The sequence below is a fragment of the Pseudomonas kairouanensis genome, assembly GCF_004682055.1.
GTDB classification, from domain to species: Bacteria; Pseudomonadota; Gammaproteobacteria; order Pseudomonadales; family Pseudomonadaceae; genus Aquipseudomonas; species Aquipseudomonas kairouanensis.
On sequence record NZ_QUZU01000048.1, the window covers coordinates 18715 to 45350 of the forward strand.

Genomic DNA, 26636 nt, shown 5'->3' on the forward strand with positions numbered 1-26636 from the left:
TTGGAACTGCGTTGCCAGCCTCAGATCACATGCGCCCGCTGCAACTCGGTCAACGCCTGCACCTTGAGCTGCGCCAGTCGCGGATCACGCCGGTCCCTCGGGTGTGGCAACTCCACCCCCAATGCCTGGCGAATACTGCTCGGGCGGTTATCCATCACCAGCACCCGGTCACTCAAGTAAAGCGCCTCGTCCACATCATGGGTCACCAGCAGCAACGCGATGGCGTGATGCTCGGCCAGTTGCAGCAGCAGGTCCTGCAACTTCATGCGGGTAAACGCATCCACCGCGCTGAACGGCTCATCCAGCAGCAACACCTGCGGGCGTGAATACAAGCCCCGTGCAATCGCCACCCGCTGGGCCATGCCGCCGGACAGTGCCTTGGGCAGCGCCTGGGCAAAGCCCTTTAAGCCGACTTCCTCGATCAACTGGGCGACCCAGGCCTTGTCGTAGTGGCTGTCATCGCTGAAGCCGATGTTCTGTTCCACCGTGAGCCAAGGCATCAGCCGTGGCTCCTGGAACACGAACGCCACTTCGCCGTCGGGGCTGCGCAGTTGGCCCTGATAGTCCTTTTCCAAGCCGGCGACGATGCGCAGCAAGGTGCTTTTGCCGCAGCCACTGGGACCCAGCAGGCTCACGGCTTCGCGAGGCTGCAGGGCCAGTCGTACGTCCTTGAGTACCAGGGTGTCGGCGAAGCTTTTGCGCTCTACTCGAATGTCCAATAACGCTGATGTCGTCATTGCTGTGCCCCTTGACCGTTGAAGGTGTCGCGCCAGGCCAGGCAGCGTTTTTCCAATGCCGCGAGCAGGCCGTCGCTGACTTTGCCCAGTAGCGCCAGCACGATGATCGCCGCCAACACGATATCGGGCCGTGAGGTTTCCCGACCATCGCTGAGCAAGTAACCCAAGCCTTTGGTGGCGGCGATCAATTCGGCCGCCACCAGGAACATCCAGGCCAGACTCAAGCCGCTGCGCAACCCGGTGAACAGGCCGGGCAGGGCCGCCGGCAAGAGGATCCGCCGCACCAGCCGGCGGCGGCTAAAGCCATACATTTGGCCGACTTCCACCAGCTTGCGGTCGATGTCCCGGATGGCCGCTACGCCGTTGAGGTACACCGGAAAAAACGCCCCAATGGCGATCAACACGATCTTGGAGGTTTCGTCGATGCCCAGCCACAGCAACAACAGCGGCACCCAGGCCAGGCTCGGGATCGAGCGCAGCCCGGCGAACGTCGGTTCCAGGTAAGCCTCGGCTTCACGGCTCAGGCCCACCCAGGCGGCAAACACCAGGGCCAGGCTGGCGCCGATGGCAAAGCCCAGCAGCACGCGGCCAAGGCTGGCGCTGATGTGTTTCCACAGTGCGCCTTCGGCCAGCTGGGTCAGGGTTACGGCGATTTCGCTGGGCGCCGGCATCTGGTACGACGGCAGCCAGCCCACGCGCACCACGCCTTCGAGCACCAGCAGGATCAATACCGGCAACACCAGGCCCTTGAGTCGCCGTGGCCAGGCGCTGCGGTTGATCACCGACGGTGCTGCCAGGGGCAATGCTTGGGTTTTGCTGGTCATCACGCGCCCCTTACTTGCCGAAGGAGGTGTCGATCAACTGGTCGATCACCTGGTCTACGTTCACCCCGCGACGCACCAGTTCCTCGGATACCAGGATCGGTGCGGCGGCCTTGGACGACACCACGTCCTTGCTGTTCAGGAACGGTGTGCTCAGGTCGGTGCGCGACAGTTGCAGCTTGGCCACTTCCAACGGCAGGCCGGACTCATCGGCCAGCAGCTTGGCGAATTCATCCGGGTGTTTTACGGCCCAGTCGCGGGCTTTTTCGTAGGCGCCGATGACCTTGGTAATGGTCTGCGGATGCTCCTTGGCGAATTTCTCGGTGACGCTCACCACGCCATAGCTGTTGAAGTCCTTGTTGCGGTACAGCAGGCGCGAACCGGCCTGGATCTCGCTGGCGGCCATGTGTGGATCCAGACCGGCCCAGGCGTCCACGTCACCTTTTTCCAGGGCGGTACGGCCGTCCGGATGCTGCAAGTGCACCAGTTCGACATCGTCTTTTTTCAGCCCGGCCTTTTGCAGGCTGCGCAGGGTGAACAGGTAGGGGTCGGTGCCTTTGGTGGCGGCGATCTTTTTACCTTTGAGGTCGTTGACGCTGTTGAACGGCGAATCCTTGCGCACCACCAGGGCGGTCCATTCGGCACGGCTGTACACGTACACCGATTTGATCGGGCTGCCGTTGGCGCGGCTCAACACGGCCGACAGGCTGGCGGAGGAGGCGAAGTCGACGCCGCCGCTGTTGAGGTATTCCAGGGAGCGGTTGCTGCCCTGGCTCAACACCCAACCGACCTTGGATTGCGGCAGGGCTTGCTCCAGCCAGCCGAAGTGCTTGAGCACCAGGCTGACTGGCGAGTAATAGGCGTAATCCAGGTTGACTTGTGCCGGGTCGGTTTCGGCTGCCTGGGCCAGCGGTTGCAGGCACAGGGCGAGGGCGCAGGCGCCCAGTAAGCGTTGGGTGAAGGGTTTCATGGAACAGCTCCGGCAAGGCGTTGAGAGAAGGCTTTCTTATATTCATAAAAATGAATTGGCATGTTCCATCATGCTTTATAGGAATATGCAGTCTCTGTGCCATCTGCTTAGGCAGCGTCTTTACGGGGCTTGAGGGGCGGGAGGCTGTGGTGTAAGTGGGCAAATTGTTGAACCGCTGTTGGCGGGGCAACAGTTCGTATATATCCATATCGTATAAATAAAGAGTTATATATTCCTTTTAAGTTTTTCTCCGCTGCTGCATCTTGAGGGCCTGCGCATTCGTGCGGATTGACCCAACAGCCAAAAGGAAAGCCGACATGACCATCAAAGCGATCAACGTGCGCAACCAGTTCAAAGGCGTGATCAAGGAAATCCTGCTGGGGGAGGTGGTGTCCGAAATCGATGTGCAAACCGCGTCCGGCATCGTCACTTCGGTGATCACCACCCGTTCGGTGCGTGACCTGGAATTGAAAGTGGGCAGTGAGGTGATTGCCTTTGTGAAGTCCACCGAAGTGTCTATCGCCAAGCTCTGAGGCCGCACCCCTTGTAGGAGCGAGCTTGCTCGCGAAAAAACCGAGAACGCTGCGAACCTTCAGGTTGCTCGCGTTATCGTTGACGTTTTTCGCGAGCAAGCTCGCTCCTACAGGTATTCAGCGAGTACGCAGGGCGCGTTCCATGCGCTGAATCCCTTCTTCCAGCATTGCCCGCGGGCAGCCGAAGTTCAAGCGCACGAACTGTTGGCTGTCATCGCCAAATTCAATCCCCGCACTTAACCCAACCTTGGCCTGCTCCAGGAAGAACTGCTGCGGGTCATCCAGCCCTAAAGCGCTGCAGTCGAGCCAGGCCAGAAAGGTGCCTTGGGGCGCATGCATTACCACGCCAGGCAAACGGGTTTGCACGGCATCGAGCAGGTAGTCGCGGTTGGCTTGCAGGTAGTGCTTGAGTGCATCCAGCCAGTCGCCGCACTGGCTGTAGGCCGCACGGGTGGCTTCCAGGCCCAGGGGGCTGACACTGTCGACCATGCCGCAGCGGGCCTGGTTGAAGCGCTCGCGGATCTCGGCGTTCTGGATCACCGCAAAGCAGGTCTTCAACCCGGCGACGTTATAGGCCTTGCTCGCCGACATCAGGGTGATGGTGCGCGCGGCGATTTGCGGGCTGAGGCTGGCGGTGGGAATGTGACGGCGACCGTCGAAGCACAGTTCGGCGTGAATTTCGTCGCTGATGATCAACGCGCCCTGTTCTAGGCAGGCATTGGCCACGGCCAGCAGTTCCTCACGGGGAAACACCTTGCCCATGGGGTTGTGGGGGTTGCTCAGCAACAGCGCGCCGGCACCGGCCAGGGCATCGCGCATGGCCGCCAGCGGGGTGAGGTATTGGCCGTTGACCAGCTCGAACGGCACTTCGATGCGCGGCAGGTTCCAGTTGCCCGGTGCCAGGCGGATCGGTCGGTAGTTGGGCGTTTGCAACACCACCGGCTGACCCGGCTGCACAAAGGCGTTCAGGGCCATATTGAAACCCGGTTCGACGCCGGGTAAAAACAACAGGTCTTCAGGCAGCACGCGCCAGGCGTACTTGGCCCACAGGTCGGCGACGATGGCTTCACGCACATCCGGGCCGGCCACGCTGTAGCCGAGGATCTGTTGATCGAGACGCTCGCGCAGCGCCTGCAAAATCGCCGGCGGCGCGGCGATATCCATGTCGGCGATCCACATCGGCAACACGTCTGCCGGGTAACGGTTCCATTTGGTGCTGCCGGTGCCGAGGCGGGTGTGGATCGTGTCGAAATCGAAGTGCATGAAGGGGGCTCGTGTCGGGGGGCAGGAATGGCGCTGATTCTAACGCCATTCACTGCCCCGTAGGCGCCGACTATCCGCCTGCGCGCGCGCCTTAGGTGGCGAAGTCGAAAACATCCTTGATCGTCGCCGCGTCGAACACGCCTTTGCCGCGGTCTTGCATCAACGTGAAGGTGCCGTCCGGCTTGATATCGATGCCGGATGACCCCGCGATCACAGTGTCCACGCCGGGTTTTCGGAGGATATCCAGCAAGGGTTTGCGGCCGCTGTGTTCTTGCCCCAGGACTACGCCCATGCCCACGGTAGAGTGGGAATCGAGCCCGCCGACAAAGATCACCTTGCCGCCCTTGTCCAAGGATTTGTTCAGTTTTTCCAGCAACTGAACGACATTCTGGTCCAACAGGCCGAGTTCCAGGCTGCTGCCGGTCAGATGCATCAGGGTACGCTTTTGGTAGACGCCGTCCTTGAGGTCGGTGAGCACGGCCAGGGCCGAGCAGTCCGAGAGGTAGCGGGTGGAGAGGGTGGACGTTGTGTCTTCGACGGTTTGCGAATACCCCATCGAAACTTCGACAGTTTGTGGTGCAGGCAGGGGGCGCGGCACCACGATGCGCGGCTCGGACTTGATTTGCGGCGTACGTTCGGTGCTGTAGCCATGGGCGTAGGGTTTTTTCGGCTCGGCGATCAATGCATCCAGCCACTGTTTGTTCGTCGGGCTCATGGCGTCGTCGGTGCTGGTTCGAATGACCCAGCCATCCGCCGCCCATTTGCGCATGGTCTGCCCCAGCTTTTGCGTGTACTGGGCCGCAGGGCAGGCGATACCTGCCCAGGGGTCGACCACCCAGGCGTCTGCCCACTCGGGCTGGTCGAACCTGACGCTCCCCGAGGATATATTCGACGGGCCGCCTACTACGGTAAACGCGTGGCTGTCGCCGGCGAACCATTCATAGGCACGGCCGCCACTGGTGTTGATGATCTCCCGTGAGAGCGCGGCCATTTCTCCGCAATTGCCGGCACCGGCCTTGACCACGCTCTTGCCGGAAAGCAGCGTGCGCGGGTTGCGGGTTTGGCGCAGCCAATTGACCACCGTGTTGGCTGCCTCTGCCCGGGCCCGGTCGGCGGCCGATCGCACCACGTTGCCAGGCCCCAGGCCCGTGGCCTGCAGGTCTTTTTGTACGCTCTGCAAGGCTTGTTGGGCGTAGATCCCGTTTTGTTGTGCCGGGGTAAGGCTGTCGAAGCCTGCCGGCTTGACCAGTGGGCGCACGTCGACGGGGCTCAATGCAGCGTCTTCCACCCCTGTGGTGCCACGCTGGCGCAACTGGTACGCGATTTCCCGTTTCTGTTCGGCGTTCATGCCTTCGCAGCGGGCTTTGAGTGCATCGACGTCCCCCTTGGCATATCCGGCCTTTTCCAGTTGCTTGTAGACGGTGTCGAGTTTCGGCAGCGCAATGAACCGGTTGTCGAGGGATGTACCGGGCGGCGTCTGTTTGCGGTACAGGGCATTGCGATAGCCTTTGGCGAGGGCTTTGTCGAAATCCGTAGGCACGCACTTGATAAACAACGCGTCGGGCTTTTTCAGCTCGTCGAGTTTGACGTAATAGAACTCGCCGATATCCGCCTCAACCACCAGGTATTTGGAGGCGTCGCCTTTTACCGGGCTGGCGACGACAACGCCGCGCACCTCGCGGCTGTCGTTGCATGAATCGCTGATTGCACCGAGCTTGACCACGCGGGTTTCGGTGTTCAGGAAGGCATTGGCGGTGCCGTCGTAAAGCCCGAATTGTTTGTCGTTGACCACGCTGCCGCGTATTGCGTGCTTGTAGTTGACGGGTTCGGTACGTGGCACAGAGACCAACTTGTCGTCGCTGACCTTATACAGGCGCCTTTCAAAAACGGTGAGGCGGTCGCGCTTGAGCAACTTCTTGGCGCTGGGGTAGAGGCGTACGTGTTCGAGGGCTTGCAACTCCTGTTGCAGCGGGTCCTTGACTGGTTTGAGGCTGCGTACAAAGCAGGTATCACTGACCCCGCGCTTGGCTCGGCCGCCAACTGGCGCGGGGCAATAGGCTTCGAATTCGTCCAGTTCCTTAAGGTCGTCAGACGCTTGCAGGTCGCTCATGACACCGGGCGTTTTCGGGTCGTAGCGATAGACGTGGTTTTCATCGATCACGTCAAAACCGTTGGCGCGGGGCAGGGTATAGGCGTGCTCGGACAGTGGCGTCTCGGTGGACAAGGCGCGGGTGCCGTCGGCAAAGGTTTCGGTACGCAGTGCAATGTCGCGCTTGAGCGGCGGGCGAGTTATGTGGGTCGTGGGTGACAAGGGCTCAATTGCTATATCGAAGGGGTCTTCAATGGCTCCGTCGCTTAGGCTGGTGGCGGAAAACAGCGTATTGAGTGCTCCATCAATTGCATGGGAAACGCCTTGTGAACGCTCGGCCGAGGTGTCGCCGTCAGCGGCTTTCTCGGCGCCCAACGCAAGTTCTGCCAAGCCTGTGCCTGCGGCCAAAGCCACCACCAGCGGCTCCCCGACCGGTGCAAACTTGGCCAGCAGGCCCGCTGCGACGGTCATGTCGTTCAACCAAGTGTCGCGGGTGACTTCGCTGTTGGACTTGATGCAGATATCCGCGTCACTGGCCATGCGCTCTTGAGCGATATTGGCCATGGTGCTGAACAAGTCACCCTGTATCTTGACATTCTGATCATCGATCACCACGTGTTCCTGGTTGCTCCAGTACCCCGAGCCTATGTTTTTCAACGAGGTGTCGACGCCTTTGCCGGCCAGGTAATTGCCGGTGATGAAGGTGCCGACATCGCGCCAGAATCCGTCGTCATCCTGCCGATCCTTGAGACGAAAGTGAGACGCCAGCTTTTTGCGCTTTTCGGGGGCATTGCCCTGGTCGGCGATCCACTTGTCCATGTCCGTTATGGACTTGAAACACAGAAATGCGGGCTTGTTACCCGGGATATATAGGATCTGCCTCCCACCCGCAAGCTTGCTCAAACGCACAATATCGCTGGATATGGCGCCATTGATAACGAGGGCGTGGACCGATGCGCCGGAGCGTTCAACGGGCGCCTCAGCCTTCAGGTGTTCAAGGGTCAGCGGCTGGTTTTCATCGAGCGGCAGGTTGCCGGCGACCGCTGCCATGATGTGGCGGTAGTCGTCCCTGGTCAGGCGCTGTTCTTCCGGGATTTTTTGCTTCTCTTGGGCCGATGCGCCGTTGTAAGCCTTGAGTTGTTGGCGTGCCTGGCTGACGAACTCGCCCTTGAGGCATGCGCGATAGTCGTCGCGATGGGTGTTCCAGAAGGTATCTAGCTGTTGTGTGAATTGGCCCTGGAAATCGGTCTTCCAGGCGGCCTTCATCAGTTGTGATGGGGCCATGGGGAATTGATTGTGCAAGCCGTAGCCTTCCTGGCCATGTCCACGGCCGACTTTGTACAACCCTGCATTCACGTCCAGCTCGCCCGGCAGCCAGTCCTGTTCGCTGAAGTTTTTAAGCAGTGCGTCCGGCAGCGCGAGCGACGAAGACGGCTCTTGGGAAAGGTGTTCCCAGCCGGTCGCGCTCATTGTTTCAGAGGGCATGCCACGGAAGCGGTTTAGAAAAATCTCATCGGCGTTCACGGTCCAGCCGGTTTGCTCGAAGATAAGCTTTTCTGCCCACCTCTTGGCCTCCTGACGCACTACTGGAAGGGCTTGGCCGGTGCTACTCAACAGCTGGGTGTAACGTTCTTTTTCGCGGGTCAGGCGGGCTTTTTCAGCGGCCGCCTTGGCGAGTTTTTCGAAATGGGCGGCGGCAAGCTGCTCGTGCCGTGCGAGGGATTTGAGTGAGCGTGAGGTCAGCTTCAGCGCCTCGTCGGCGGGCGGAAAGCCAAACCCGCCCTGGGCCTTCAGCGTGGCGAGCCTGGATGCGTCGGGGTTGGGTGTTTCGCCGTAAAACGCGCCGATCTCAGCCTCCGTTGCGGCAAACGCCGGGTTGCCCAGCGGCCGTGGGAGTGGCTGCTGCGGGCCGGGCGCGATCACCTTAGCGGCCGCGATCAGCGGGCTGGCGAGCGTATGCCAGCCAGAGTCGTCGTCCAGAGTGAATACTCTGGTCTGGCCCTTCACTTTGGCGGATAACGTGCCCGTCGCCGCCGTGATGACCACCGTGGCCGGGTCGATGCCCTGGTCGTGCATCCACTGAACCACCTGCGGCTGCTCAAGGTGGTCGCGGTAGAGCGTCAGCCACGCACCCATCACGGAGTGTGCAGGCACTTCAATGCGCACTGGCGCTGAGGGTTTGGGGTGTTGTTGTACGGCACGGCTGTAGCTTTCGGCCAGCAGGCTGTCGGCCAGAAAAATATCGGCGTCATTGTTCAGTTGCAGTTTCAGGTCCCGTAGCGCCTCGTGGGTTGTCGGCACAGGCCTACCCGAGGCATGGATGAACTGCGCCAGGCTGACAACGGCGTCTTCGGCACAATGATGCGCTTGGGCATAGGATGAGCCTGGTTTGATGGACATAACGCTTTCGTCCAGCCAACGCTGAAGGAATGCTTGGTCGGAGGGTTCCGAATCCAGTCTATCGAGGATCAATTGCAGCCTAAGGCCCAGTTCATTGCGGTCGTAGATATCCCCAATCAGACGCTGGAAGGTGCGCAAGGTTTGCTCGCCACGGGCCTTCTCGGATTTGACGCGCTGAGGGGACGACACGTGGGCAAACCCTTTGTCCCGTGCCAGCGCGGCGAGGGCGTCAGGGTCGTTGCGGTCTACATCGTAAAAGGCCAGGACGGTCGATAGGGGTAAGGTTGAGTCATAGGCGTCATTAGAGGACATCCCGCGGTTCTGTCCACTATCAATGACGGTGGCGGCCGCCATGATCAATCCAAGGATGGCGGGCTGCGCTTTGTCGCCTGTAAGTTTGATTTCCTTGAGCTGGTTGAGGTGGCGTCCGGTGACGCTGTTGCTGGCGGGGTGAAAGTGGATGTCATCATGGTCAAAACGACCTTGTTCTAAAAACTGCTGCGCAGCCGGACTGTATACCGCGAGCATGAATTGACTGAACCACGCGCCAAGGGTCGAGTCCGGTGGAATGTGCAGAGGCTCGTCATTATTTTCAACAAGCGCGCGATGAACCTCGATAGCCAGTTCGCTATCGGCCTTGGCTCTTTCGGATCTTTTGTCGGGTGTATTCGGCTCGTTGGCGTCGCGTTGGTTCGCCGGGACCATGTGGTACACCATTGATTCGCCGGTGCGTGTGGTGTCTACGGGTGCCGGAGTTTTGCCTGAGGGCGTGAAGGGTACAAAAGTAATCTGCGATAACGGGGAACTGGTCATGGGGGCGGCCCTTGCCTGCATCTGAAAAAGGGATCGCCAATGCCTTGTCAGGCTGGCGTAGCGGCAAGTGAGTGGCGGCGCGATGGCGGCGGTTCCTTTACCGGCACGGTTCTGTGACCGACAGGTTCTGTAAAAAAAACGCCATTGCGCTGGGGAATAGAGTCCGGCCGGGCTATTTTGGTGCACCTCAATAACTAGAGTAGCCATGGATGAAATACCAACCCTTCAGCCGTACCTTGATTGCCACTGCGCTGGTGTTGACGGTCAGCGGTGTGCAAGCCGCTTCCCAGGCCCCGGTGGCTGGCGAAAACGGCATGGTGGTAACGGCCCAGCATTTGGCCACTCATGTGGGCGTGGATGTGCTCAAGGCCGGCGGTAACGCGGTGGATGCCGCGGTGGCCGTGGGCTACGCACTGGCGGTGGTGTACCCGGCGGCGGGCAACCTGGGCGGTGGTGGGTTCATGACCGTGCAGTTGGCCGACGGGCGCAAGACCTTCCTCGACTTCCGAGAAAAAGCCCCGCTGGCGGCCACTGCCGACATGTACCTGGATAAAGACGGCAATGTGGTCGAAGGCCTCAGCGCCAAGGGGCACCTGGCTGTTGGCGTGCCCGGCACCGTTTCCGGCATGGAACTGGCCCTGAGCAAATACGGCACCCTCAAGCGTGCCCAGGTGATTGCCCCGGCGATCAAACTCGCGGAAAACGGCTTTGCCCTGGAGCAGGGTGATATCGACCTGCTGCACACCGCTACCGGCGAGTTCGAAAAAGACAAGGACATGCGCGGTATCTTCCTGCACAACGGCCAGCCGCTGCAGGTGGGTCAGAAACTGGTGCAGAAAGACCTGGCCAAGACCCTCAAGGAAATCTCGGCCAAAGGCAGCGACGGTTTCTATAAAGGGTGGGTGGCCAAGGCTCTGGTGGATTCCAGCCAGGCCGGCAAAGGCATCATCACCCAGGCTGACCTGGACAAATACAAAACCCGCGAACTGGCACCCATCGAGTGCGACTACCGTGGCTACCATGTGGTCTCGGCGCCGCCGCCAAGCTCCGGTGGCGTGGTGATCTGCCAGATCATGAACATTCTCGAAGGCTACCCGATGGCCGACCTGGGCTATCACTCGGCCCAGGGCCTGCACTACCAGATCGAAGCCATGCGCCACGCCTACGTGGACCGTAACAGCTACCTGGGCGACCCGGATTTTGTGAAAAACCCGATTGCCCACCTGCTGGACAAGGGCTACGCCGCCAAGCTGCGCGCCGCCATCGAGCCACAAAAGGCCGGTGATTCCCAGGCAATCAAGCCAGGTGTATCGCCCCATGAAGGCAACAACACCACCCACTATTCCATCGTCGACAAGTGGGGCAATGCCGTTTCGGTCACCTACACCCTCAACGACTGGTTCGGTGCGGGGGTGATGGCGAGCAAGACCGGGGTGATTCTCAACGACGAAATGGACGACTTCACCGTCAAGGTCGGCGTGCCGAACATGTACGGCCTGGTCCAGGGTGAAGCCAACGCCATCGCACCGGGCAAGGCGCCGCTGTCATCGATGAGCCCGACCATCGTGACCAAGGACGGCAAGGCGGTGATGGTAGTCGGCACGCCGGGCGGCAGCCGTATCATCACGGCGACGTTGCTGACCATCCTCAATGTGATCGACTACAAGATGAACATTCAGGAGGCCGTGGACGCGCCGCGTTTCCACCAACAGTGGATGCCGGACACCACCAACCTTGAGACCTTTGCCGTAAGCCCGGACACCCAGAAAATCCTGGAAAGCTGGGGCCATAAGTTTGCCGGCCCGCAAGACGCCAACCACTTGGCGGCGATCCTGGTAGGTGCGCCGTCTCTGGATGGTAAGCCGGTGGGCAATAACCGTTTCTACGGGGCCAATGACCCACGTCGTAACACGGGGCTGTCGCTGGGCTACTAAAGCCGGGTGCAGTCAGAAGTGTGGGGGCGGGCTTGCTCGCGAATGCGCAGTGTCAAACGAAGATGTTTTGACTGATTCACCGCTTTCGCGAGCAAGCCCGCTCCCACAGGGGCACAGTGTTATGCATCAAGCAGTTGTTGCACGGCTGAAAACGCCGCGTTTCTGCGCTCCTCCCAATCCCCCCGAATCACCACTACCGGCTGTTGATGCGCCTGCATCCACGCCAGGCTGTCCTGGAAAAAAGCTTGGCGATCGGCCAATTCCGGCTGGCAGCGCTGGCCATCGGCGGTCCATTCCACATCTTCCGGCGATAACAGCAGGTGCAGGTCGTAGTGGCGGGCCAGCAGTTCAGTGTCGAGCCACGCGGGGTAGTCGCCGAACAGGGTCTGGCTCCAAAGTTTGTTGGTCAGCAAATGGGTATCAAGGATCAACAGGTGGGGCCTTTCGGCACGGGCATCATCTTCCCAGGCCAGTTGGCCGTGGGCGATGGCCGGGATGTCCGCCAGGCAGGTATCGCGCTGATGGTGATCGATGAAATAGCGCACGTATTCGCCCACCACCAAACCACCGAAGTGGGCGTGCAACTGCGCCGCCAACCAGCTTTTGCCGCTGGACTCGGGGCCCGCCAGTACCACCACTTTCATGGTTGCAATGCCGGGTCGGCACGCCACTCACGCCAGCCTTGCACGGCGATCACGGTAAACAAGGCGTACAGCGCTGCGGTGAGATAGAGGCCTTTGTAGAGGAACAGTCCAACGAAGATCACGTCCACGGCAATCCAGAGCGGCCAGCACTGCACGCGTTTCTGGGCCATCCACAGTTGCGCCACCAGGCTGAAGCCGGTGAGGGCGGCGTCCAGCCAGGGTTGCGCGGCGTCGGTCCAATGGGCCATGGCTGCGCCGAGCAACACGCTGCCCACGGCGCCTACGGCCAGGCTGGTCATAATGGCGGGTACGCCCAAGCTCGTGACCTGGCGGCCTTGCTTGACCTCGCCAGCGCGGGTCCATTGCCACCAGCCGTAGACTTGTAGCGCGGCGTACACCACTTGCAACAGCATGTCGGAATAGAGCTTCACGTCGTAAAACACCCAGGTGTACAGCAGCACCATCACCAGGCCGATGGGCCAGCACCAGGGGTTCTGCTTGACCGTCAGCCAGACGGCGATCACCCCCAGGGCGGCGGCGAACAGTTCAAGCCCGGACATGGCAGTTCCTTGGGGAGAGTGGGAGAGGGCGGGGATTGTAACCATAGGCCAGCGATCTTCAAACCACAGGAGGGCCAATGTGGGAGGGGGCTTGCTCCCGATGGCGGTGTGTCAGTCAGCTGATTTGTGGCTGACCTACCGCTATCGGGAGCAAGTCGAATCGTCGCACCGCCCCTCCCACATTTGGATCATTATCAGACTTTGAATTGGCGCAGCAGTCCGTTGAGTTGTTCGCTTAATGAGTGCAAGTGCGCACTGGCCACACTCGACTGCTCTGCCGCCAACGCGGTGCTATGGGACAAACCGGCGGCCTGGGTTACGTTCTGGTTGATGTCTTCGACTACGTGGGCCTGCTGAAGGGTGGCGCTGGCGATCGACGCGTTCAGGCCGTTGAGGTTGCGCAGGGCCTGGCCGATGGCGGTCAGGCTGGCGCCGGCCTGACCGGCTTGCTCGATGGTCAGTTGGGAGGCGCTGTGGCTGTCGCTGATCACCTTGACGGCGGCTTCCGAGTGACCTTGCAGGCGCTCGATCATCACCTGGATCTCGGCGGTGGATTTTTGCGTACGCTGGGCCAGCAGTCGCACTTCATCGGCCACCACCGCAAAGCCACGGCCTTGTTCACCGGCGCGGGCGGCTTCAATCGCTGCGTTGAGGGCCAGCAGGTTGGTCTGGTCGGCGATGGAGCGGATCACTTCCAGCACGCCGCCAATCTGCGTGCTTTCGCTGGACAGGGTGCGGATCACCTCCACGGCTTGGCTGATGGTGCTGGAGAGTTGATCGATCTGTTGCAAGCTGCCGTCGATATTGACCTGGCCTTGCTGTGCCTGTGCCTGGGCGTCGCGCATTTCGCTGGCCGCGTGTTCGGCGTTCTTGGCCACGTCCTGCACGCCGTAGGTCACTTCATTGATGGCGGTGGCCACCAGTTCCATCTGCTGCGATTGTTGCTGGCTGCGGTCGTGGGCCTGGGTGGCATTGTTGCCCAGTTCCTGGGACGACTGGCCCAGGGCGTTGGCGCACACCTGCAACTGGCTCACCACCTGGCGCAGCTTGGCGGTAAAGCTATTGAAGTGCTGCGACAGTTGGGTGACTTCGTCCTGGCCGTGGGTGTCGAGGCTGCGGGTGAGGTCGCTTTCGCCGCTGGCGATATTGCCCATGGCGTTCACCGCCGCCTGCAACGGGCGCACGATGCTGCGGGCGATCAGCGATACCAGCAACGCCATGACCAGCGCGATGCCCAGCCCGATAAACGAGGCTTTCCACACCTGGCCAGTGAATTCGGCCTGCACATCGTCCACGTACACGCCGGAACCGATGATCCAGCCCCAGGGTTCGAACAATTGGATATACGAGGTCTTGGCCACTGGTGCGTCGGCGCCCGGCTTGGGCCAGCGGTAATTGATGATGCCGGCGCCCTTGGCCTTGGCCAGCACCACGAACTCGTTGAACACCGCGAACCCGTCCGGGTCGCGGATGGCCGAGAGGTTCTGGCCGTCGAGCTTGGGGTTGGCCGGATGCATGATCATCACGGGGGTGAGGTCGTTGATCCAGAAATAGTCGTCATGGTCGTAGCGCAGCCCGCGCACCACACTCAGGGCTTGTTTTTGCGCATCTTCACGGGTCATGGCGCCGGTTTTTTCCAGGCCGTGATAAAACGTCAGGATCCCGCTGGCGGTCTGCACCACATGTTGGGTCTGCTGGCGTTTGGCCTGGTACAGGTCGCCATGAATCTGCTTGAGCATCAATAAACCCAAGGCCAGCAGCATCAGAACGGCGACTATCAGGATCAGCCAGAGCCGGCGGCTGATCGACATATTGCGCAAACTGTTCATCGTCCTGTCACTCCATGCTTCTTATAATTGTGGGCGCTGCATCGACTTTTCCCGCGTGTCTGATAGGCTTTCGGCCGGTATTCGGAAAACCTGAATGCCGTCTGATTTTTCACGATTTTTTTGCATGCCGGTGATGAGAATACGCACCAGGCCTTCGCGTCAGTGAACCACTAAAAAATATCAATAAGGCATGCCGCTGCGCATGACCTTTGGGGGAAGCATGGATTTTTGGACCGCCATTCAGGCATTGATTCTTGGCGTTGTGGAGGGGCTTACCGAGTTCCTGCCCATCTCCAGCACCGGCCACCAGATCATCGTGGCCGACTTGCTCGACTTCGGTGGTGAACGTGCAATGGCCTTCAACATCATCATCCAGCTGGGCGCGATCCTCGCGGTGGTGTGGGAGTTTCGCCGCAAGATCCTCGATGTGGTGACGGGGCTGCCGACCCAGCGCAACGCTCAGCGCTTTACTATGAACCTGCTGATCGCGTTCCTGCCGGCGGTGGTGCTGGGGGTGATCTTCGCCGACCTGATCCATCATTACCTGTTCAACCCCATCACGGTTGCCACGGCACTGGTGGTGGGCGGCATCGTCATGTTGTGGGCCGAGCGCCGCGAGCACAGTGTGCATGCCGAGACCGTCGATGACATCACCTGGAAAGATGCATTGAAAGTCGGTTTTGCCCAGTGCCTGGCGATGATCCCGGGCACTTCGCGTTCGGGCTCGACCATTATTGGCGGTCTGCTGTTCGGGCTGTCGCGCAAGACGGCCACCGAGTTTTCGTTCTTCCTGGCCATGCCGACCATGGTCGGTGCGGCGGTGTACTCGGGCTACAAATACCGTGACCTGTTCCAACCGGCGGACTTGCCGGTGTTTGCCGTTGGCTTCGTGACCTCGTTCATCTTTGCGATGATCGCGGTCAAAGGCCTGCTCAAGTTCATCGCCAGCCACAGCTACGCGGCATTTGCCTGGTACCGCATCGGCTTTGGTCTGTTGATTTTGGCAACGTGGCAGTTCGGCTGGATCGACTGGGCGTCGGCCCAGGCATGACGATCCAGCACCCGCGCCTGAAAGCGGCGCTCTTTGTACTGCTGTGCACCGCGCCATTGGTGGGCGCGGTGCTGGTGTGGCTGCGCGGTGAAACGTATATACCGCTGGCGGCCTATGGCGTGGTCAGCCTGATCGCGTTCTTCCTGTATTGGCGTGACAAGCGCAAGGCGCAGACCAACAGTTGGCGCACCCCGGAGAACATCCTGCATGCCGTGGAGCTGGCAGGCGGGTGGCCGGGGGCATTGGTGGCGCAGCAGGTGTTTCGGCACAAGACGCGCAAGGTGTCCTACCAGGTGCTGTTCTGGGTGATCGTGTTGTTGCACCAGGTGTTCTGGCTGGATCAGTTATTCCTGGGCGGCACGCTGTGGTCAGTCCTCTAGCAGCAAACCGATCTGCGTGCGTTTGGGCAATTTACTCACTACAAGCTGGTGGGAACGTTGCAACAAGCTACGCAGTTCTTCGGCGCCCAGCGGGTAGGGCGTGTTCATGATGATCCACTGCGCACGTGCCAGGTAGGGCGCCGGGTGAATACCTGGGCGGTCGACATGGCCAAGAAACAGTTCCTTGTCGACCTTGAACGCCAGCGAATCGCCCCGCAGGTTTTGCAGGGCGAACATCTTGTTGCCGGCAATCGAGAACACGCGTACGCCGCCCCATTTGTAGTCCTCCCGCGCACCGGGCAGGCTCAGGCAGAAGGTGGCGACTTGATCTTCGGTCATGTTCATAACAGGCGGTCTCCGCAGCTTTTGAAGCCTTCTTCCAGGTAGTCGATCCAGGCGCGAATGGCCGGCAGCACGCCGCGTCGGTGCGGGTACACCGCCTGCAGCCAGCCGCCGGGCAGTGACCACTCTGGCAGCAGTTGCACCAGTTGGCCCCTGGCCAGTTCTTCTTCGCAATACATCATCGGCAGCACGGTAAAGCCCAGGCCCATGATTGCGCTGGCTTTGCGTACGATGAAATCGTCGATGCCGAGGCGGGCTTCCATCACCAGTTCGTGGGGGTTTCCCTGGGGGTCGAGGATGCGTTGATGCACCATGCGATCTGCCTCAAGCGCACCGAGTATCGGCAGCTGTTTAAGCTCTTCGAGGGTATTGATTTGTGTGCCTTGCATGAACGTTGGGCTGGCGACCAATACGGTTTGGGCTGCGCGCAGGCGCTTGGTCACCAGTAACGGATCTTCATCCCCATGCTCGCGTACCCGCAGGGCCACATCTATGCCCTCGGCCACCAGGTCTACACGGCGGTTGACCAGGGTCATTTCCAACTGCACCTGAGGGTGCGCCGCGAGAAAACCCGCCACCAGTTCCGGCAGGATGTGTTGGGCCATGCCCACCGGGCAACTGACCCGCAGGCGCCCACGGGGCTCGCTGGACATGCTGGCCACGGCCTCATCGGCCATCTCCGCTTCTAAAAGCATGGCCTGGCAATGGCGCAGGTAGCGTTCGCCAACAGCGGTAAGGGTGAGTTGCCGCGTGGTGCGTTGCAGCAGGCGTGCGCCGAGGCGTTCTTCCAGCTCGGCAATGCGCCGCGACAAGCGCGACTTGGGAATCCCCAGCAGCCGCCCGGCGGCCGCGAAGCCACCGGCTTCCACGACTTTGGCGAAATAGTAGAGGTCGTTGAGGTCTTGCATGGTGGGCCTATTGTCCTGTCAGTGGGACAAACTATCCGCGTGTTGAGATGACAAATCCACTAGAAAATATATTGGCACGCGCCTACAAAAGTGAAGAGATTTGTGAATCAACGTCCGACTTTTTGGAGATCAACTAGTACAAGTAGGATTTCTTGAGCAGCCTCCGGGGAGTATGCAAAAACTGCACTACATCCATAAGTGCATGCTTCATGTGAATGTACTATTTTGTGGTTATCCCTTTATATGCCAAGGTTTAAATGTTGTGGTCGTACAAGCAAGTCATTGCATAGCCATCAATAGGCTTCAGAATCAATTTGAAGTTGTCACCAGTCTTCATTTTCCCTTTCTTTCGTTTAATTTCAGGAATAAAACCTTCGACGAGAAGAACCTTGCGAGGTAACTTGATTACTTGGTCAAAAACTACTAGTGCATTATGTTCATTCTCGACGAAGCGCAATGTTCCAGGTTTTTTTCCACCTAATATTTCGAATTGGTTAATGGTTTCATCATAGTTAACATCGATGATCATTGGCTTTATCAGATTTTCTTCGGGAATCTGGCCTTGGTTTTCTAATATACGACGGATTTCTTCGAGATTTGCCAGCTCTACGGGGCTGAATGTGATGTGTCTGGTGAATATAATTTGTTTTTCAAGTAGCATTGATATGCTTCGTGCCCTGGTAGTGTAAGCTAGGAATGCATTTAGAGCACGAATGTCGTCCCTGCAGGAGTTGAAGTTGCTGGCTCCGCTAAAAACCACTTCGCCCCTATGCTCTATTATCAGTGAAAGCTCCCAACCATTCGCTAAGCGTTGATATAGCTTTGCTATTTTTGCTAGATAAGGGAGCGATCCAAGTTTTTGCTCCTCCCATAGTGTGAGATCTATATGCAGGCTAATGGTTTGGGTATCGTCATGTAGCATGAGGTTTTTTCTGAAGCCTATGGTAATCAAGCCTTCAAAAGCTTTTCCCTCGAACGCTAATGACTTTTCACCGCCAGTGATTTGGCCGTTCACTTCGGTTAAGTGGTCTACTAAATCTGTTTCGGGATCAATCAATTCGACTCTTGCTGATACATCACGACTTAGAGGCGAAAAGACTAACTTTCCGCCTTCGGGGTCTTCGGATACAAGGTGCGAAAGAAGATTGGAACCCTGGACTGATGCGTCAAGTAGATTAATTTCGAGTTTCTTACCATGATCGAAGAGGTTTTTTAATCCTTCTTCATAACCGTCATTTTGTTTTGCGTTGATATGAAAGCGGACGCGTACTGGTTCTCTCGCTTTAATTTCGATGAGGGAAATTCCGTCTACAAGGCTAGAGGTAACGGAAAAGCGATGATCTAAGCGTTCAAGAAACTGCTCTTGCTCACGGTGTGCTTTGGCTATCGCTCCGGCAAGGCTGAGCTTGGGTTGTCGATTTTCAAGGGCCTCAAGTAATTTTCCGATTGCTGCGTCTGAGGCTTGAGGCCTTTTACCCAACGAATCTTTTGCCTTGTCCTCTGCAGATGTTTTCCATTTGAGCAAGAGTTCCGCAGGATATATTTCAACGTCTCTGTCAATAATGACTGAGCAGTTTGAGCAGAGCCATATCCCATTATTTATGTGAATCCGTTCCTCACTTGTCATGCTTGCTAAATAGCGTTTACCACCAGGTGCTGCGGCGTGTATGTGAGCCGCAACCCCGATGCTGGTGACCTTCTCACTACCACATGGGCCGGAGGTCGGTACTCTGCACTCAGGATTCGAGCAAGCTTCGCCCGCTCGCTGTCGCATGGTCGTTATAGTCGACTGCAGAAAATCGTCGCGTCTTTTTGTGGCCAACTGTGCGATCCTTCAAATCGTTCACTGGGACGAATTCTACCTATTAAATATTCATCTGGCTTCTTAGCGGTGACGTTCAAAAAATTTATTTTTGTGAAGAGAGGATCCGCCTTTGTGTCTGAAGCTGCTGCCAGCGACGGAAAAATGCGCTTGGGGGATCTCAACAATTAGCAATATCTCTTCTTCATGCTAGGTGGGGTTCCTGCGCAACCCAATACTAGTTAGATCCTTTTGTTAGATTGTCCTGCTGGCAGGACAAATAGTCGCGTACTAGCGGTCTAATCGCTTATAGGATTCGTCTGTAGGATTGGCCTCACTTGATCGCCACTGACGATCCTACTCGGAGAATTCAAATGAAACTGTTGCACATCGATTCCAGCATCCTCGGCGACAACTCGGCTTCCCGTCAGCTCAGCGCTGGCGTGGTCAAGGCTTGGCAAGTAGCTGAACCGGGCGTGGAAGTGACCTACCGTGACGTGGCCGCCGAAGGCATCAATCACTTCTCCGGCGCCACCCTGGGTGCCCTGGGCACTCCGGCCGAGCAACGCAGCGCCGCCCAGCAGCAAGAAGCTGAACTGAGCGCCAAGACCCTGGCTGAATTCCTCGCCGCCGACGCCGTGGTAATCGCCGCACCGATGTACAACTTCACCATCCCGACCCAGCTCAAAGCCTGGATCGACCGCATCGCCGTTGCCGGCCAGACCTTCCGCTACACCGAAGCCGGTCCGGAAGGCCTGTGTGGTAACAAGAAGGTCATCATCGTGTCCACTTCGGGTGGCTTGCACGCCGGTCAAGCCACCGGTGTGGCCCATGAAGACTACTTGAAAGTGCTGCTGGGCTTCCTCGGCATCACCGACATCGAGTTCGTGCGTGCCCACGGCCTGGCGTACGGTGATGAAGTGCGCACCAAGTCCCTGAGCGACGCCAATGTATTGATCAACGAACAATTGTTCGCTGCCGCGTAAAGCTTGTGTAAAACAAGGCTTTTGCCCGTATCAATCTGAAACGGGACGTCTAAACTCTGTATTCTGATCGCCTCACAACGACCGGACTACGGAGTTTTTTCGTTTACCCGCTGTCACTATTTTGGCCCAGGTTATGCACGCAGGGGTTTATCACCCGGTGCGAGCGCCTTGAACCATGGACTTTCCAATCAGACATGCAGGTCTTTACGCAGCAAAGGTGGACATCCTCATGATGCGTCTTTGTGCAGTTATGGTTCTTTCTCTGCTCGGTGGCCTGGTTTCAGTGCATGCCGCGCCTGCGCCGCACCCCCATTGGAGTGTGGGCTTCCACCGCATGAGCTTTCTCGACCCGCTCGATTTGCAGCCGATGAAAGCCATCGCGTTCTACCCCTCCACCGATGCCCCGCACACCACACAGTTGGGTGCCTATCACGTCGCCGCGTCTGAAGATTCGAAGATCGCCATCGGGCGTTTCCCGATGTTGATGCTGTCCCACGGCAACACCGGTACGCCCCTGGCCCTGCATGACCTGGCCACTTCCCTGGCGCGCAAGGGTTTTGTGGTGGTGGCAGTGCTGCATCCGGGGGACAACTACAAGGACCATAGCCGCCTGGGCACAGTGAGCAACCTGTACGGGCGGCCGATCCAGATTTCCGAAGCCATCACCGCCACCCTAGGCGATCCCATGCTATCGCCGTTCGTCAACGTCGATCAGGTGGGCGTTATTGGCTATTCGGCCGGTGGCGAAACCGCGTTGATCCTGGCCGGGGCCAAACCGGATTTTGATCGCCTTCGCCGCTACTGCCAGGAGCGCCCGGAGGACCGCGACGCCTGTACCACCAAGGGCGAACTGGTGGTCGACCGCGACGACCTGCAACCTCAGGCCGATCCGCGTATTCACGCACTGATGCTAATGGCGCCGCTGAGCCTGATGTTTGGCCGTCATACCCTCGCCGATGTGCATGTGCCGGTGCTGCTCTACAGCGGCGACGGCGACAAACTGGTGGCCGTCGACAAGAACGCCGCCGCCCTGGCGCGCAAGTTGCCAGAGCCGCCAAACTTCAAGCTGCTGGCCGGGGCAGGGCACTTTGTGTTCATGGCGCCGTGTGACGACGATCAATTGGCCGCCATGCCCGCGATTTGTACCGATGCCGATGGTGTCGACCGCGAAGGCATCCACCGCGACCTGATCTCTGAGGCGGGCCGGTTTTTCAGCCACACCCTTGGCCAAGCCACGCGCGCCGGTATGCAGACCGCGGATCAGTAAGCGCGGCGCTGGAGGGCGACGGTTACGCCCAGGGCGGTGACTGACAGCAAGGCTGCGCAAAAGAAGATCCAGCCATAGCCGAGGTTCAGCGCCACGGCGCCCATCAATGGCCCCGCAATCGCCAAGGCCAGGTCAAAGAACACCGCATACGCACTTAACCCGGCGCCTCGACTGCCGTTGGGCACCTGCTTGATGGCTTCCACGCCGAGCGCTGGGTACACCAGCGACAAGCCAAACCCAGTGAGCCCGGCGCCAATCAACGCCACGCCGGTGGACGGTGCCAGCCACAGCAGGGTCAGGCCCAGGGTTTCGATGATCATGCAAGCGATTGCCGCGCGGAACCCGCCAAAGCGGCTGATGGCCGAGATGAACACCAACCGCGAAAGGATAAAACACACGCCAAATACCGTCAGGCAGTACGCCGCACCGGTCCAGCCATGGTTGAGGTAGTACAGGGTAATAAAGGTGGTGAGGGTGCCGTAGCCAATCGAAGACAGGCACAGGCTGGCACCAAACGGCGCGATACGCCCAAACACCGCCCAAAACGGCAGGCGTTCACCGCGTACTATCGGCGCCGAGGGCTTGTTGCGGATCAACACCAGGCCCAGCGCCGACAGGGCTGACAGCGCAAGGCCAAGGCTGGCGTAGCCGTATTCGGCAACCATCACCACCCCCAGCGGCGCACCGATGGCGATGGCGCCGTAGGAGGCGATGCCGTTCCATGAGATGGACCGCGCCGTGTGCTCGGCCCCCACCTGGCCCATGCACCAACTGATGGTGCCCACGCCGATCAAACCCTGGGCCACCCCCAGCAACACGCGCGCGGCAATCAGAATGCCCAGGCTCACGGTAGGTGTGCTTTCCAGCAACGTTGCCAGAAAGGTCAGCACGCCACTGGCCAGAATCCCCGCCAACCCCAGCACAATCGCACGCTTGGAGCCGACGTTATCCGACATCCTCCCGGCCAGCGGACGACTGAGCAGGGTGGCCAGGTACTGAGCGCCAATGGCAATGCCCGCCACGACCGCGCTGAACCCCAATTGCTCATGGACATAGCCTGGAATTACCGCAATCGGCAGACCGATGCAGATAAAGGCGATGAAGGTATAGAAGACGATGGAGACGATCTGCAGCGTGATCGACGCAGTGCTGGGGACGGTGGCAGACATGGGCACTCGTTCGCGGGCGGGCGGTGAGGGCATCATGGCAAGGGTCTGGGGGAAAAGAAAGCAGGCTAACGATTAATGATGGTGTTCCATTAGATGCAAAAAGCCCCATCACTATGGACGGGGCTCTAACTTGCCGCTTGCAGCTGAAAACTAATCGCTGCCCTTAAAACACCACGCCTTGGCTGCGCAGGTAGTCGTCGTAGGTGCCGCTGAAGTCGATTACGCCGGTGGCACTCAGCTCGATGATGCGGGTAGCCAGGGACGATACGAACTCACGGTCATGGCTGACGAAGATCAGCGTGCCTGGGTAGTTCTCCAGCGCCAGGTTCAGCGCTTCGATGGATTCCATGTCCAAGTGGTTGGTCGGTTCGTCCATGATCAGCACGTTCGGCTTTTGCAGGATCAGCTTGCCGAACAGCATGCGGCCTTGCTCACCACCAGAGATCACCTTCACCGACTTCTGGATCTCGTCGTTGGAGAACAGCATGCGACCCAGGGTGCCACGGATCATCTGCTCGCCTTGGGTCCACTGGCCCATCCAGTCGAACAGGGTCACGTCGTCTTCGAAGTCATGGGCGTGGTCCTGGGCGTAGTAGCCCAGTTCTGCGGCGTCGGTCCACTTGACGCTACCGGCATCCGGGGTCAGTTCGTTGACGAGGGTGCGCAGCAGGGTGGTCTTGCCGATACCGTTCGGGCCGATGATCGCCACGCGCTCGCCGGCTTCAACCTGGAAGCTGAAGTCCTTGAACAGTGGCTTGCCGTCAAAGCCTTTGGCCATACGCTCGACGATGACCGCCTGGCGGTGCAGCTTTTTGTTCTGCTCGAAACGGATGAACGGGCTTACACGGCTCGAAGGCTTGACCTCGGCCAGCTGGATCTTGTCAATCGCCTTGGCACGGGAAGTGGCCTGCTTGGCTTTGGAGGCGTTGGCCGAGAAGCGGCTGACGAAGGATTGCAGTTCGGAGATCTGCGCCTTCTTCTTGGCGTTGTCCGACAGCAACTGCTCGCGGGACTGGGTCGCCACGGTCATGTACTCGTCGTAGTTGCCTGGGAACAGACGCAGCTCGCCGTAGTCCAGGTCAGCCATGTGGGTGCACACGCTGTTCAGGAAGTGACGGTCGTGAGAGATGATGATCATCAGGCTGGAACGCTGGGTCAGGATGTTTTCCAGCCAGCGGATGGTGTTGATGTCCAAGTGGTTGGTCGGTTCGTCGAGCAACAGCACTTCAGGATCGGAGAACAGCGCCTGGGCCAGCAATACACGCAGCTTCCAGCCTGGGGACACTTCGCTCATCGGGCCAAAGTGTTGCTCCAGCGGAATACCCAGGCCCAGCAGCAGCTCACCGGCGCGGGACTCGGCGGTGTAGCCGTCCATCTCGGCGAATTCGGTTTCCAGCTCGGCCACGGCCATGCCGTCTTCTTCGCTCATTTCCGGCAGCGAGTAGATACGATCGCGCTCGGCCTTGACCTTCCACAGCTCCTCGTGACCCATGATCACGGTGTCGAGCACGGTGAATTCTTCGTAGGCGAACTGGTCCTGGCGCAGTTTACCCAGGCGCACATTCGGCTCCAGCATGACCTGGCCGCCGGACGGGTCGAGGTCGCCACCGAGGATTTTCATGAAGGTCGACTTGCCGCAACCGTTGGCACCGATCAAACCATAACGGTTGCCGCCGCCGAACTTGACCGAGACGTTCTCGAAAAGCGGCTTGGCGCCGAACTGCATGGTGATGTTAGCTGTGGAGATCAATTACTTTACCTATCAATGGGTTGCGAGCATGGCGGCAGGTGCCTTCAGGCATGCATCAACAGCGACATCAAGGCGCGAAACCCGGTCGCTGAACAGAAATTGGGGGTGTGTGTTGGAATTTGGCGCGCATTGTCGCATATGTGGGGCGACAGTTGTATGGCGAAGATATCAGGCCGCCGTTACGTGGCCGACAAACGCCGGCTTGGCCAATGTCTCCGGCATAGCCAGCCATAACAGCGCCAACGCCACCGCCGCCACACCGGCCAGGGTCAGGAACGCCGCGTTGTAGCCGGCCTGTTGCACCACGAAACCGGCCAGGCTGCTGCTCAGCGCTGCGCCCAGGCCGAATACGGTGGACAGCGCACCCAGGCTCACATTGAAGCGGCCGGTGCCGTGGGTCAGGTCTTTGACGATCACGGGGAACAAGGCGCCGAAAATACCCGCACCGATGCCGTCGAGCATTTGCACTGCCACGAGCCAGTAAGGATCGTCGTAGACGGTATAGAGCACGCCTCGCAGCGGCAGGATGAGGAACCCGGCCAGCAGCAAGGGCTTGCGCCCCCAGGTATCGGCCTTGATCCCCACCAGCCAGGCCATGGGTACCATCACCAGTTGCGCGGCGACGATGCACGCCGAGGTCAGGGGCGTGGCCATTTGCAGGTTGATCTGTGACAGCTTCTGGCTGACCAGTGGCAGCATCGCCGCATTGGCCAAGTGGAACAAGGCGCAGCAGATGGCGAACAACAGCAGTGGACGATTGCCCAGGAGTACCCTGAGGCCAGAGGGCTGCGAGTGATCGCTGGCCTGGGCGGGGTCGAAGCCTCGGGCCACGTCATGGTCGATGGCCTTCGCGGATACACAACTGACGGCCACCACGCTGGCCAGTGCCATGAAGGCCATCAGGTAAAACACTACCACGGGCCCGAACAGGTAAGCCGAGCCACCGGCCAACAATGCTGCCACGGCGTTGCCCGCGTGATTGAAGGTTTCGTTGCGGCCGGTTCGGCGGGTGAACGCACGAGGGCCAGTGATGCCCAGGGAAATCGCGGAGATCGCCGGGGCAAAGACTGATGCGGCTGCGGCACTGGCCGCTTGCGTCAGCGCCACCCAGGTAAAGGAACTGACAAAGGGCAGGATCACGCAACTGCCAGTAACCAGTAGTGCGGCAAGCGCGATGACTGCGCGTTTAGCCCGTGTGCGGTCGATCAGCGCGCCGGCCGGGCCCTGGGTGAGCAGGGCGGCGATACCCGCCAGGGTCATGACCACGCCGATACTGGCCGGGTCCCATTTGTGCACGGCCAGCAAATAGATCGCAAGGTAAGGGCCAAGGCCGTCACGCACATCCGCCAGGAAGAAATTCAAGCTGTCCAGGGACAGGGTATTACGCAGATCGGAGTGCTTGGCCATGACGGGGACTACACAAGGGGCGTTCAACGGCTGAACACTCAGCGGTAATGACCGTCGGGGTTTGCGTTAAGTTTCGCCCGTTTCTCGGGGTTTTAATCACCGGGCACTTGGCTTATTTTCTGACGTTTGGTTTGACGACGTTTAGGAGACGCAATGGACATGCCCTCAGCTCAGCAGGCGATTGCCTGCAACAAGGACGCCTGGGACCAATCTGCCAGCCTGCACAAAACCACGGCCACCTGGGCTGCGCTGCTGCAGTCAGTGAGCAACCCTGGGTTTTCCTGCCTCGACCCCACCCTCACCGGCGTGCTGCAAGACCTCGGCGTGGCTGGCAAGGCGGTGGTGCAACTGTGCTGTAACAACGGTCGCGAGAGCTTGTCGCTGTACGCCTTGGGCGCAAGCGCCGTGGTGGGGGTGGATCAATCCCCGGCGTTTCTGCAACAGGCCCGCGAGTTGGCTGCTGTATCGCCCCACAGTCCCGAATTTATCGAAAGCGACATCCATCACCTGCCACCCCACTTGCACGAGCGCTTCGATATCGCCCTGGTGACCATCGGTGTGCTCGGTTGGATGCCGGATGTGGCGCAATTCATGGGTCATGTGGCCAGCACCTTGAAGCCGGGTGGCAGCCTGGTGATGTATGAAACCCATCCGTTCCTCGAAGTGTTCGACCCCAGGGCCGTCAACCCATTGCTGCCCGCCAGTTCGTACTTTCAGCGTGAGCCGTTTGTGTTGAACGAATCCATCGTCTACGAAGGCTTAGAGGAAGAGCCTGGGCCGACCTCCTACTGGTTCGTGCACACCTTGGGCGATGTGGTCAGCGCGGCCATTGATGCCGATTTGCAGATCACTCATCTGCAAGAATACCCCCACTCCAATCGTGAAGAGCTCTACGACCAATACGAGCACCAGCCAGCCCAACTGCCGCTGTGCTTTACCTTGACCGCGATCAAGCGCCGTGCCTGAGCGCTCGATGGCCGGG

General features: G+C 59.4%; 21 protein-coding genes. 7 read left to right on the top strand and 14 right to left on the bottom strand.

What is annotated here, in order from left to right; genetic code table 11:
* Positions 1 to 20 precede the first annotated feature (20 nt).
* The 3 genes from DYL59_RS26605 to DYL59_RS26615 are packed head-to-tail and all read right to left on the bottom strand — an operon-like array spanning position 21 to position 2528.
* Entirely contained in the window at positions 21 to 737 is a 717-nt protein-coding gene (locus DYL59_RS26605) for an ABC transporter ATP-binding protein (RefSeq protein WP_135291816.1), read from the bottom strand.
* Positions 734 to 1561 (bottom strand): ABC transporter permease, encoded by an 828-nt coding sequence (locus tag DYL59_RS26610; protein ID WP_135291817.1) that lies wholly within the window; start codon positions 1559 to 1561, stop codon positions 734 to 736. Before DYL59_RS26610 ends, DYL59_RS26605 begins: the two co-directional genes overlap by 4 nt.
* 10 nt (positions 1562 to 1571) lie before the next feature.
* Positions 1572 to 2528, bottom strand: a complete 957-nt coding sequence (locus DYL59_RS26615; protein ID WP_135291818.1) for an aliphatic sulfonate ABC transporter substrate-binding protein — start codon at positions 2526 to 2528, stop codon at positions 1572 to 1574.
* A gap of 317 nt (positions 2529 to 2845) precedes the next feature.
* Here DYL59_RS26615 and DYL59_RS26620 point away from each other — a divergent pair, with 317 nt between their 5' ends.
* Positions 2846 to 3061, top strand: coding sequence for a TOBE domain-containing protein (locus tag DYL59_RS26620; RefSeq protein WP_003173733.1), 216 nt, complete (start codon positions 2846 to 2848; stop codon positions 3059 to 3061).
* A 117-nt stretch (positions 3062 to 3178) separates the two neighbouring features.
* On the opposite strand, the gene DYL59_RS26625 is transcribed toward DYL59_RS26620, so the two are convergent.
* Together DYL59_RS26625 and DYL59_RS26630 are read right to left on the bottom strand one after the other, a co-directional pair.
* Positions 3179 to 4324 (bottom strand): MalY/PatB family protein, encoded by a 1146-nt coding sequence (locus DYL59_RS26625; RefSeq protein WP_135291819.1) that lies wholly within the window; start codon positions 4322 to 4324, stop codon positions 3179 to 3181.
* A 91-nt stretch (positions 4325 to 4415) separates the two neighbouring features.
* Complete coding sequence (locus tag DYL59_RS26630; protein WP_135291820.1) at positions 4416 to 9341, bottom strand: dermonecrotic toxin domain-containing protein; 4926 nt, start codon at positions 9339 to 9341, stop codon at positions 4416 to 4418.
* A 494-nt stretch (positions 9342 to 9835) separates the two neighbouring features.
* On the opposite strand from DYL59_RS26630, the gene ggt reads away from it, so the two are divergent.
* Complete coding sequence (gene ggt / locus DYL59_RS26635; RefSeq protein WP_135291821.1) at positions 9836 to 11560, top strand: gamma-glutamyltransferase; 1725 nt, start codon at positions 9836 to 9838, stop codon at positions 11558 to 11560.
* Between the two features lie 119 nt (positions 11561 to 11679).
* On the opposite strand, the gene DYL59_RS26640 is transcribed toward ggt, so the two are convergent.
* The 3 genes from DYL59_RS26640 to DYL59_RS26650 form a co-directional block, all read right to left on the bottom strand.
* A complete protein-coding gene (locus DYL59_RS26640; protein ID WP_135291822.1) occupies positions 11680 to 12204 on the bottom strand; it encodes an AAA family ATPase in 525 nt (174 codons plus the stop codon).
* Complete coding sequence (pnuC, locus tag DYL59_RS26645) at positions 12201 to 12764, bottom strand: nicotinamide riboside transporter PnuC (RefSeq protein ID WP_135291823.1); 564 nt, start codon at positions 12762 to 12764, stop codon at positions 12201 to 12203. Before pnuC ends, DYL59_RS26640 begins: the two co-directional genes overlap by 4 nt.
* Before the next feature lie 194 nt (positions 12765 to 12958).
* Positions 12959 to 14593, bottom strand: coding sequence for a methyl-accepting chemotaxis protein (locus DYL59_RS26650; protein WP_135291824.1), 1635 nt, complete (start codon positions 14591 to 14593; stop codon positions 12959 to 12961).
* A gap of 220 nt (positions 14594 to 14813) precedes the next feature.
* On the opposite strand from DYL59_RS26650, the gene DYL59_RS26655 reads away from it, so the two are divergent.
* On the top strand, positions 14814 to 15644 hold the full coding sequence (locus DYL59_RS26655) for an undecaprenyl-diphosphate phosphatase (protein WP_135291825.1): 831 nt from the start codon (positions 14814 to 14816) through the stop codon (positions 15642 to 15644).
* Positions 15641 to 16024: a DUF1294 domain-containing protein gene (locus DYL59_RS26660; RefSeq protein ID WP_135291826.1), complete on the top strand. Its 384-nt coding sequence runs from the start codon at positions 15641 to 15643 to the stop codon at positions 16022 to 16024. The genes DYL59_RS26655 and DYL59_RS26660 overlap by 4 nt, the downstream gene beginning before the upstream one ends.
* On the opposite strand, the gene DYL59_RS26665 is transcribed toward DYL59_RS26660, so the two are convergent.
* The 3 genes from DYL59_RS26665 to DYL59_RS26675 form a co-directional block, all read right to left on the bottom strand.
* Positions 16013 to 16369: an MmcQ/YjbR family DNA-binding protein gene (locus DYL59_RS26665; protein WP_135291827.1), complete on the bottom strand. Its 357-nt coding sequence runs from the start codon at positions 16367 to 16369 to the stop codon at positions 16013 to 16015. The genes DYL59_RS26660 and DYL59_RS26665 overlap by 12 nt on opposite strands.
* On the bottom strand, positions 16366 to 17274 hold the full coding sequence (locus tag DYL59_RS26670; protein ID WP_135291828.1) for a LysR substrate-binding domain-containing protein: 909 nt from the start codon (positions 17272 to 17274) through the stop codon (positions 16366 to 16368). The genes DYL59_RS26665 and DYL59_RS26670 overlap by 4 nt, the downstream gene beginning before the upstream one ends.
* 253 nt (positions 17275 to 17527) lie before the next feature.
* A complete protein-coding gene (locus DYL59_RS26675) occupies positions 17528 to 19096 on the bottom strand; it encodes a hypothetical protein (RefSeq protein WP_238340768.1) in 1569 nt (522 codons plus the stop codon).
* Between the two features lie 353 nt (positions 19097 to 19449).
* Between DYL59_RS26675 and DYL59_RS26680 the strand changes: the two genes are divergently transcribed.
* Positions 19450 to 20061, top strand: a complete 612-nt coding sequence (locus DYL59_RS26680; RefSeq protein WP_135291829.1) for an FMN-dependent NADH-azoreductase — start codon at positions 19450 to 19452, stop codon at positions 20059 to 20061.
* 229 nt (positions 20062 to 20290) lie between these two features.
* Entirely contained in the window at positions 20291 to 21328 is a 1038-nt protein-coding gene (locus DYL59_RS26685; protein WP_135291830.1) for an alpha/beta hydrolase family protein, read from the top strand.
* Here the strand turns inward: DYL59_RS26685 and DYL59_RS26690 are convergent.
* From DYL59_RS26690 to DYL59_RS26700, 3 genes are all read right to left on the bottom strand, one after another.
* Positions 21322 to 22497 (bottom strand): MFS transporter, encoded by a 1176-nt coding sequence (locus DYL59_RS26690; RefSeq protein ID WP_135291831.1) that lies wholly within the window; start codon positions 22495 to 22497, stop codon positions 21322 to 21324. The genes DYL59_RS26685 and DYL59_RS26690 overlap by 7 nt on opposite strands.
* A gap of 163 nt (positions 22498 to 22660) precedes the next feature.
* Entirely contained in the window at positions 22661 to 24247 is a 1587-nt protein-coding gene (locus tag DYL59_RS26695) for an ABC-F family ATPase (protein WP_135291832.1), read from the bottom strand.
* Between the two features lie 168 nt (positions 24248 to 24415).
* The gene (locus DYL59_RS26700; RefSeq protein ID WP_135291833.1) at positions 24416 to 25654 is read right to left on the bottom strand and encodes an MFS transporter; all 1239 of its coding nucleotides are present in this window, start codon (positions 25652 to 25654) and stop codon (positions 24416 to 24418) included.
* Between the two features lie 153 nt (positions 25655 to 25807).
* Here DYL59_RS26700 and DYL59_RS26705 point away from each other — a divergent pair, with 153 nt between their 5' ends.
* Complete coding sequence (locus DYL59_RS26705) at positions 25808 to 26620, top strand: class I SAM-dependent methyltransferase (protein ID WP_135291834.1); 813 nt, start codon at positions 25808 to 25810, stop codon at positions 26618 to 26620.
* Positions 26621 to 26636 lie beyond the last annotated feature (16 nt).

Coding starts and splice junctions, on each gene's coding strand:
- DYL59_RS26605 (WP_135291816.1), bottom strand. CDS start 737: ATGACGACATCAGCGTTATTGGACATTCGAGTAGAGCGCAAAAGCTTC.
- DYL59_RS26610 (WP_135291817.1), bottom strand. CDS start 1,561: ATGACCAGCAAAACCCAAGCATTGCCCCTGGCAGCACCGTCGGTGATC.
- DYL59_RS26615 (WP_135291818.1), bottom strand. CDS start 2,528: ATGAAACCCTTCACCCAACGCTTACTGGGCGCCTGCGCCCTCGCCCTG.
- DYL59_RS26620 (WP_003173733.1), top strand. CDS start 2,846: ATGACCATCAAAGCGATCAACGTGCGCAACCAGTTCAAAGGCGTGATC.
- DYL59_RS26625 (WP_135291819.1), bottom strand. CDS start 4,324: ATGCACTTCGATTTCGACACGATCCACACCCGCCTCGGCACCGGCAGC.
- DYL59_RS26630 (WP_135291820.1), bottom strand. CDS start 9,341: ATGCTCGCGGTATACAGTCCGGCTGCGCAGCAGTTTTTAGAACAAGGT.
- ggt (WP_135291821.1), top strand. CDS start 9,836: ATGAAATACCAACCCTTCAGCCGTACCTTGATTGCCACTGCGCTGGTG.
- DYL59_RS26640 (WP_135291822.1), bottom strand. CDS start 12,204: ATGAAAGTGGTGGTACTGGCGGGCCCCGAGTCCAGCGGCAAAAGCTGG.
- pnuC (WP_135291823.1), bottom strand. CDS start 12,764: ATGTCCGGGCTTGAACTGTTCGCCGCCGCCCTGGGGGTGATCGCCGTC.
- DYL59_RS26650 (WP_135291824.1), bottom strand. CDS start 14,593: ATGAACAGTTTGCGCAATATGTCGATCAGCCGCCGGCTCTGGCTGATC.
- DYL59_RS26655 (WP_135291825.1), top strand. CDS start 14,814: ATGGATTTTTGGACCGCCATTCAGGCATTGATTCTTGGCGTTGTGGAG.
- DYL59_RS26660 (WP_135291826.1), top strand. CDS start 15,641: ATGACGATCCAGCACCCGCGCCTGAAAGCGGCGCTCTTTGTACTGCTG.
- DYL59_RS26665 (WP_135291827.1), bottom strand. CDS start 16,369: ATGAACATGACCGAAGATCAAGTCGCCACCTTCTGCCTGAGCCTGCCC.
- DYL59_RS26670 (WP_135291828.1), bottom strand. CDS start 17,274: ATGCAAGACCTCAACGACCTCTACTATTTCGCCAAAGTCGTGGAAGCC.
- DYL59_RS26680 (WP_135291829.1), top strand. CDS start 19,450: ATGAAACTGTTGCACATCGATTCCAGCATCCTCGGCGACAACTCGGCT.
- DYL59_RS26685 (WP_135291830.1), top strand. CDS start 20,291: ATGATGCGTCTTTGTGCAGTTATGGTTCTTTCTCTGCTCGGTGGCCTG.
- DYL59_RS26690 (WP_135291831.1), bottom strand. CDS start 22,497: ATGTCTGCCACCGTCCCCAGCACTGCGTCGATCACGCTGCAGATCGTC.
- DYL59_RS26700 (WP_135291833.1), bottom strand. CDS start 25,654: ATGGCCAAGCACTCCGATCTGCGTAATACCCTGTCCCTGGACAGCTTG.
- DYL59_RS26705 (WP_135291834.1), top strand. CDS start 25,808: ATGGACATGCCCTCAGCTCAGCAGGCGATTGCCTGCAACAAGGACGCC.